Source organism: Mesorhizobium sp. M1A.F.Ca.ET.072.01.1.1 (assembly GCF_004023325.1).
Lineage (GTDB): Bacteria > Pseudomonadota > Alphaproteobacteria > Rhizobiales > Rhizobiaceae > Mesorhizobium.
In genome coordinates this window covers 1-5,526 of record NZ_RZSF01000388.1, presented here as the reverse complement: position 1 = coordinate 5,526, position 5,526 = coordinate 1, and the positions used below count along the sequence as shown (strand labels likewise).

At 64.4% G+C, this 5,526-nt stretch carries 4 protein-coding genes and 1 pseudogene; 2 read left to right on the top strand and 3 right to left on the bottom strand.

From position 1 onward, the window contains the following. Positions 1–81: 81 nt before the first annotated feature. Positions 82–627: a TMEM175 family protein gene (locus tag EOA32_RS32430; protein ID WP_245499460.1), complete on the bottom strand. Its 546-nt coding sequence runs from the start codon at positions 625–627 to the stop codon at positions 82–84. Between the two features lie 171 nt (positions 628–798). On the opposite strand from EOA32_RS32430, the gene EOA32_RS32425 reads away from it, so the two are divergent. Next, complete coding sequence (locus EOA32_RS32425; protein WP_095832091.1) at positions 799–2,007, top strand: MFS transporter; 1,209 nt, start codon at positions 799–801, stop codon at positions 2,005–2,007. Positions 2,008–2,245: 238 nt separating this feature from the next. Here EOA32_RS32425 and EOA32_RS32420 read toward each other — a convergent pair whose 3' ends face one another. After that, positions 2,246–3,727 (bottom strand): esterase-like activity of phytase family protein, encoded by a 1,482-nt coding sequence (locus tag EOA32_RS32420; RefSeq protein ID WP_128373907.1) that lies wholly within the window; start codon positions 3,725–3,727, stop codon positions 2,246–2,248. Between the two features lie 244 nt (positions 3,728–3,971). Further along, the gene (locus EOA32_RS32415) at positions 3,972–4,997 is read right to left on the bottom strand and encodes a LacI family DNA-binding transcriptional regulator (protein ID WP_128373906.1); all 1,026 of its coding nucleotides are present in this window, start codon (positions 4,995–4,997) and stop codon (positions 3,972–3,974) included. Between the two features lie 197 nt (positions 4,998–5,194). Here EOA32_RS32415 and EOA32_RS32410 point away from each other — a divergent pair. Continuing rightward, positions 5,195–5,521, top strand: a pseudogene (locus tag EOA32_RS32410) (Gfo/Idh/MocA family oxidoreductase); the annotation flags it as partial. Positions 5,522–5,526 lie beyond the last annotated feature (5 nt).

The following is a 5,526-nucleotide window of genomic DNA, read 5'->3' as shown; positions in this document are numbered from 1 at the left end:
CAGAGCGGCTGGAAGAGCGCTATGCCGACCTTGCCGCCTCGGCGGCCGAAAAACTGAAAGCGATGCGGGAGTAAGAATCCGCTATCTTTCCACGCGCGGCTCGAACCGCCTGTCCGGCGTAAACCAGATAATTGCCACCAGGACGTAGATCGCCACGCTGATCCACTGGCTGAACGAGGTCAGCAGAACGGCGGCAATGTAGAACGCCAGCGAAATCTTACCCTTGCGGTCATGGCCCACGGCTCTGGCGAAGGTAGTGTCGGCACCGTGCAGGTGGCGAAGCTTGAAGACCAGGATGGTATAGGCAACGGCGCAAAGCGCGAGGTCGATGCCGTAGACGGCGACCGGCACCGGGGCGAAGTGGTTCTCGCCCATGAAGGCGGTCGTCACCGGCATCAGCGACAGCCAGAACAGGAGGTTGAGGTTGGCCCACAGCACCCGGCCGTCGACACGCTGCACGGTATGGAACATGTTGTGCAGATTGTTCCAGTAAATGCCGACATTGATGAAGGACAAGACGTAGCAGAAGAAGATCGGCCAAAGCGGCGCCAGCGCGGCAAGGTCCTCGCCATGCGGCACTTTAAGCTCCAGCACCATGATCGTGATGATGGATAGCGACAACGCCATCGGTGAAGGCTTCGACCCGGCCCTTGCCCATGGTTCTTCCCTCCTCGCTTAACGAACGTTACGGGAGGATTTCGCGCGAGACCATACTGCCATAACTGTCAGGAGAGCGTTCGGCATTCGGAACAGCCGCAATTGCGCGGACGTTGGGCTTGCAACCAAGCGGAGGTCGCGATGGCCGGCTACACTCAAACCATGAAGCGCGACAACGAACTTGGCGGCGGTGTCGCAAGAGCCGCGGTTGCCGCTATGATAGCTGCACTGTTTGCCGGCAGCACGGCTCTGACGCCACTCTATGTCATCTATAAACAAGCCTTCGGGTTCTCGCAGATCACCCTGACATTGGTCTATGCCGTCTATGTGGTCGGCAATTTGGCCGCACTTCTGTTTTTCGGCCGATTGTCGGATGTCATCGGTCGCCGTCCGGCAGCCATGGCGGCGATGGGCGTGGCCGTGGTCAGCGCGCTGTTTTTCCTCTTGGCTGAAAACCTGATGTGGCTCGACATCGCCCGTATCCTCAGCGGGCTCGGCATCGGGATCGGCGCGGGAACCGGCACCGCTTGGCTCGCTGAGCTGATCGAAGGGGAGGACAAGTCACGCGCGGCTGTCATCGCTACCAGCACCAATTTCGTCGGTCTCGGGGTCGGCGCACTGATGTCGGGATTGCTCGCCCAATACGCGCCTTGGCCGCTCAGGCTGACATTTGCCGTTTATCTGGTCCTGCTTGCGCTGATCACGCTGCTGATCTGGCGCACTCAGGAAACAGTCTCCAGGCCCGGACGACTCTCCGACGTCTCAATGCAGCCGCGGCTTTCGGTCCCCGACAAAATCCGCGCGCAATTCGTGGCGCCGGCGGTGACCGGCTTCGGCGCCATGGCGCTGGTCGGTTTCTACGCCGCGCTCGCGCCAAGCATTCTGGCACAGCAGCTCCATGCGACCAACCACGCCGAGGCCGGCGGGCTGTTCTTCGAACTGTCGATCGTGGCAGCGGCGGCGATCCTGGCGACAGCGCGCCTGTCCAGTCGCTTCACGATGCTCGCCGCGCTAGTTCTGATGGTCCCGACCGTGGCGCTGATCGTCGCGGCGCAGGCCTTCGCCTCCATGACGATGATGATCGTTGCCACAGGCTTTTGCGGCGTGGCGGCGGCACTCGGCTATCGCGGTGGCCTGCAGGTGGTGAACCAGATCGCGCCGGGCGACCGACGCGCCGAAGTGGTCTCGGCCTTCTTCATCTGCTGCTTCTGCGGCAATGCGCTGCCGGTCATCGGCATCGGCGTGCTGTCGGGTTGGACGAGCGCGACGGTGGCAAGCCTGGCCTTCGCCGGCATGATCACCATCTTCTCGCTGGTGGCGCTCGGGTTCGGCGCCAGATACGCGCGATAGTTCACCCGTTCGGTGTCTCGACGAGATTGGCGCGCCGGCGCGGCACGCCGAACCCGGTGTCCAGCGGCTCGCCTGCGGCCGGAGGGTCCTCGGAGATGGGGCCGCTTGTCAGGTCGCCGGTCCCCGGCGAGCGGGCTTGTTGTCGTCCATGGCGGGCACCGAAGATGCATCAGGCCCGCGATGGTATCGCAGCCTGATGCTTCTGCATCCGTTGGGGCTGGGCCAGATGCCTTCGCAACTAGTTTGCGGCGAGACTGTTCCCCGACAGGCCGGGCAGGGTAACCTGATAGACCAGGAAGGTGGTGTCGACATCGGCGCCATCCTCGGCCTTGTACGGGGCACCAGCCTGGAAGCCGTCCTGGGTGAGAAAGTCGTTGTCGTTGGCGACGAACAGGAAATAGTCGTCAGGCAGCTTCGGGTCCAGCACGCTCACCAGCGACATCGCCTCCCACTTCTCCGAGAGGTTGTTCCTGTCGTTCGGCGCGCCGTTGTGCAAGCCGAAACGGCCGAGTTCGCCCTTGTCGTTGATGTCGATGAACGAGGTGAGCTTGGCCGGCGTCACCGACGGATCGAGCACGCCTTTCGGCGCAACCGGCTTGTCGGCGGCGTCGAACGGGCCGTTGGCGATATCGGTAGCGGCGGAAAGGTCTACGATCTCGATCTTGCGGTAGACCGACTCGGCGTCCTTCAGCCCCTGGCCGTTGCCGCTGTCGCGTGCCAGCATCAGAAAGCTCTTGTCGGACAGCGCCACGATCTCGCTCTGCGCGGCCACCTTGGTCTTGCCCTTGGCGTCCTTGAACACCGGCAGCGGCACGACATATTCGTGCGCCAGCTTGAGGTGGGCAAAGTCGGAGCCGTCATAGACCAGCGCGCGGGCATTCCGGCGGGTCGAGCCGGAATCGCCGCCATCCTGGCGCGGCGCCGACTGCAGCACGACGATCAGGAACTTGCCGTCCGGCGTCATCGACATGCCTTCGAGGCCCTGATTGTTCTGGCGGCCGGTCTCGGGATCCTTGGGATCCGGCTCGGCGGCACCCGGGCCAGGATTGTCGGAAGCGAAGTTCGGCTTGCCATGGCGCATCGGCACCAGGGCCGCCGGCGGCTGCGTCGCCGAGATCAGGCGGCCGTCGGCCGAAAAGCGATAGATGTTGGGGCCATATTCGTCGGAAATGAACATGGTGCCGTCGGGCAGGCGCACGATCGCCTCGTCGTCGAGCGAAAGCTTGCCGTTGCCGGCCTGCGGCAGGATCGGCATGTCGCCGGCAGCGGGGCGCACGCCGTTGAGCGGGTCGAGGCTGGTGGCGTCGGCGCCCTTGTCGTCGGTCAGAAGCATGGTGTCGGCGAGCGTTGCCTTGACGCCCGATTGTTCCTGGCCGGCGGCGGGCGCCGCGCCCGGGGCGGTCGGGGTCAGCTCGATTGCAATTGTGTTCAAGCGGGGCCGGTAGTCGGTGGTGCCGGCGACGTTGTAGCCGCGGTCCGGCAGCAGCCAGAGCGAGCCTTTGTAGCCGGCGCCGTCACGCGCCCAGCTCTTGGCGTCGATCGCCATGCCGGAGCCCGAACCAAAGGTCTCGCCGAACTTGTCCTTCTGGCTGGCGGGGATGCGGCCAACGCCGACTAGCCCTTTGTTGACATAGCCAACACCCTCGGCGAGCGCAGGGCTCAGCACGGTGAACAGGGCGAGTGCCGCGCCAAGCGCGACGGTTCGGTTGAGGTGCTTCATGATGTCCCCCATGTGACGAGCAGAGCCGGAATGGCGTCACATCGAGTCTAGGACGCGAACATGATACTTGCGTGACAGGAGTGGGGCTCCTTCCTTCTCCCCCTGTGGGAGAAGGTGGATCGGCGCGCAGCGCCGAGACGGATGAGGGTGTTCCAGCGGAGCGAGACGTTGGCTTTCCCTGGAGCTCCCCTCATCCGTCGCCTTCGGCGACACCTTCTCCCGCAAGGGGAGAAGGAGAGGGCGCTCAATCGCTCTCTCGCGCGACGAGCTCCAGCGGCCAGACTTCGCGGATCGTGCGTGGCCCCTCCGGACCGGCATGGGCCGGGAGTGACGCCAGCAGCATCTCGGCCAGCCGCCGGCCCATCGGCTCCAGCGCCGGACGGAAGGCGGTCAGCGTCGGCGAGAAGTAGCGGCAGAGCGGCGTGTCGACGATGACGATCACCGCGATGTCGTGGCCGGGCCTGATGCCCATCTCGGCCAGTGCCTTGCAGCCGCCGAGCGCCATCGCGTCATTGTTGAAGATGATGGCTGTCGGCCGGTCCTTGGAGAGCATGACACGCGGCGTCACCTGGTAGCCGCCGGTCTCGTTGATGAAGCCGTCGGCGATCAGGCCGGGGTCGACTTCGATGCCGTGCCGCTTCAGAGCCTTGCGGTAGCCGTCGAGGAACAGGTAGCTGAAGTTGAGATCAAGCGAAGGGCGGATGGCAGCTATGCGGCGGTGGCCGCGCGCGACCAGCCGGTCGACGGCTTCATCACCCGCCCTCTCGAAATCGATATCGAGCGAAGGGTAGGTGTTGCCGCCGGATTGACTTCGGCCAAGCGTGGCGAAGGGAAAGCCGGCCTTGCTCAGATAGTCGATCCGATCGTCTTCCCGCCGTGTATTGGCCAACACGACCGCGTCGGCCCGGCGCGTCTCAACCACGCGGCGCAGCCTCTCCTGCTGATATTGGCCGGGCTCGCCCATGACGACCATCAGATCCAGGTCATGCTCGGCGAGCCGCGCCTGCAGGCCGGTCAGGAATGGAATGAAGAACGGCTCGCCATATTGCTGGTCGCCGGGATGCGGTTGCAGCATGAAGGCGATCGAGCGGGTGGCGCCCTGGCGCAGGCTGCGGCCCGACTGGTTGGGCGAATAGTTCAGCTTCCTGGCCGCCTCGAGCACGCGCTGGCGCGTCTCCGCATTGACGTCGGCGCGGCCGTTCAGCGCGCGCGACACGGTGCCGATCGAAATGTTCAGGTGACGCGCGAGATCGTGGATGCTGGACGCCAAGGCAGGTTCTCCCTCTGACTTCGCTAGCACCGGCCGGCGTTCAGGCCAAGCAGCGGATGTCGATTTTCGCGAGCAGGTGATTGACATTCTACGCCATCGGGTGTGTTCTCGTAAACGTTTACGGAAAAACGTTTACGGTGATGCCGGAAATGCCGTGACACTCGGCCTGGAGGGGCCGAGCGGAGGAGGAGCGCTGGATGATGAAGATCGTCCTGGTCGGATGCGGAGCCATGAGCAGGCACTGGCTCGATGCCGCGAGGCAGATCGACGGGCTTGCCATTGCCGGCCTTGTCGATCTCGATGCCGAGCGGGCGCAGGCGAGGGTGCGCGAGTACGAGCTCCCCAATGCCGTCATCGGCACCAGCCTCGATGCCGTTCTCGATCAGACCCGGCCCGATGCCGTGTTCGATGTCGTGGTTCCTGCTGCGCGGCGCCAGGTCGCGCTTTCAGCCTTTGCCCATAACTGCCATCTGCTCACCGAAAAGCCGCTTGCCGACAGCCCAGAAAATGCTCGCGCCATCATCTAAGC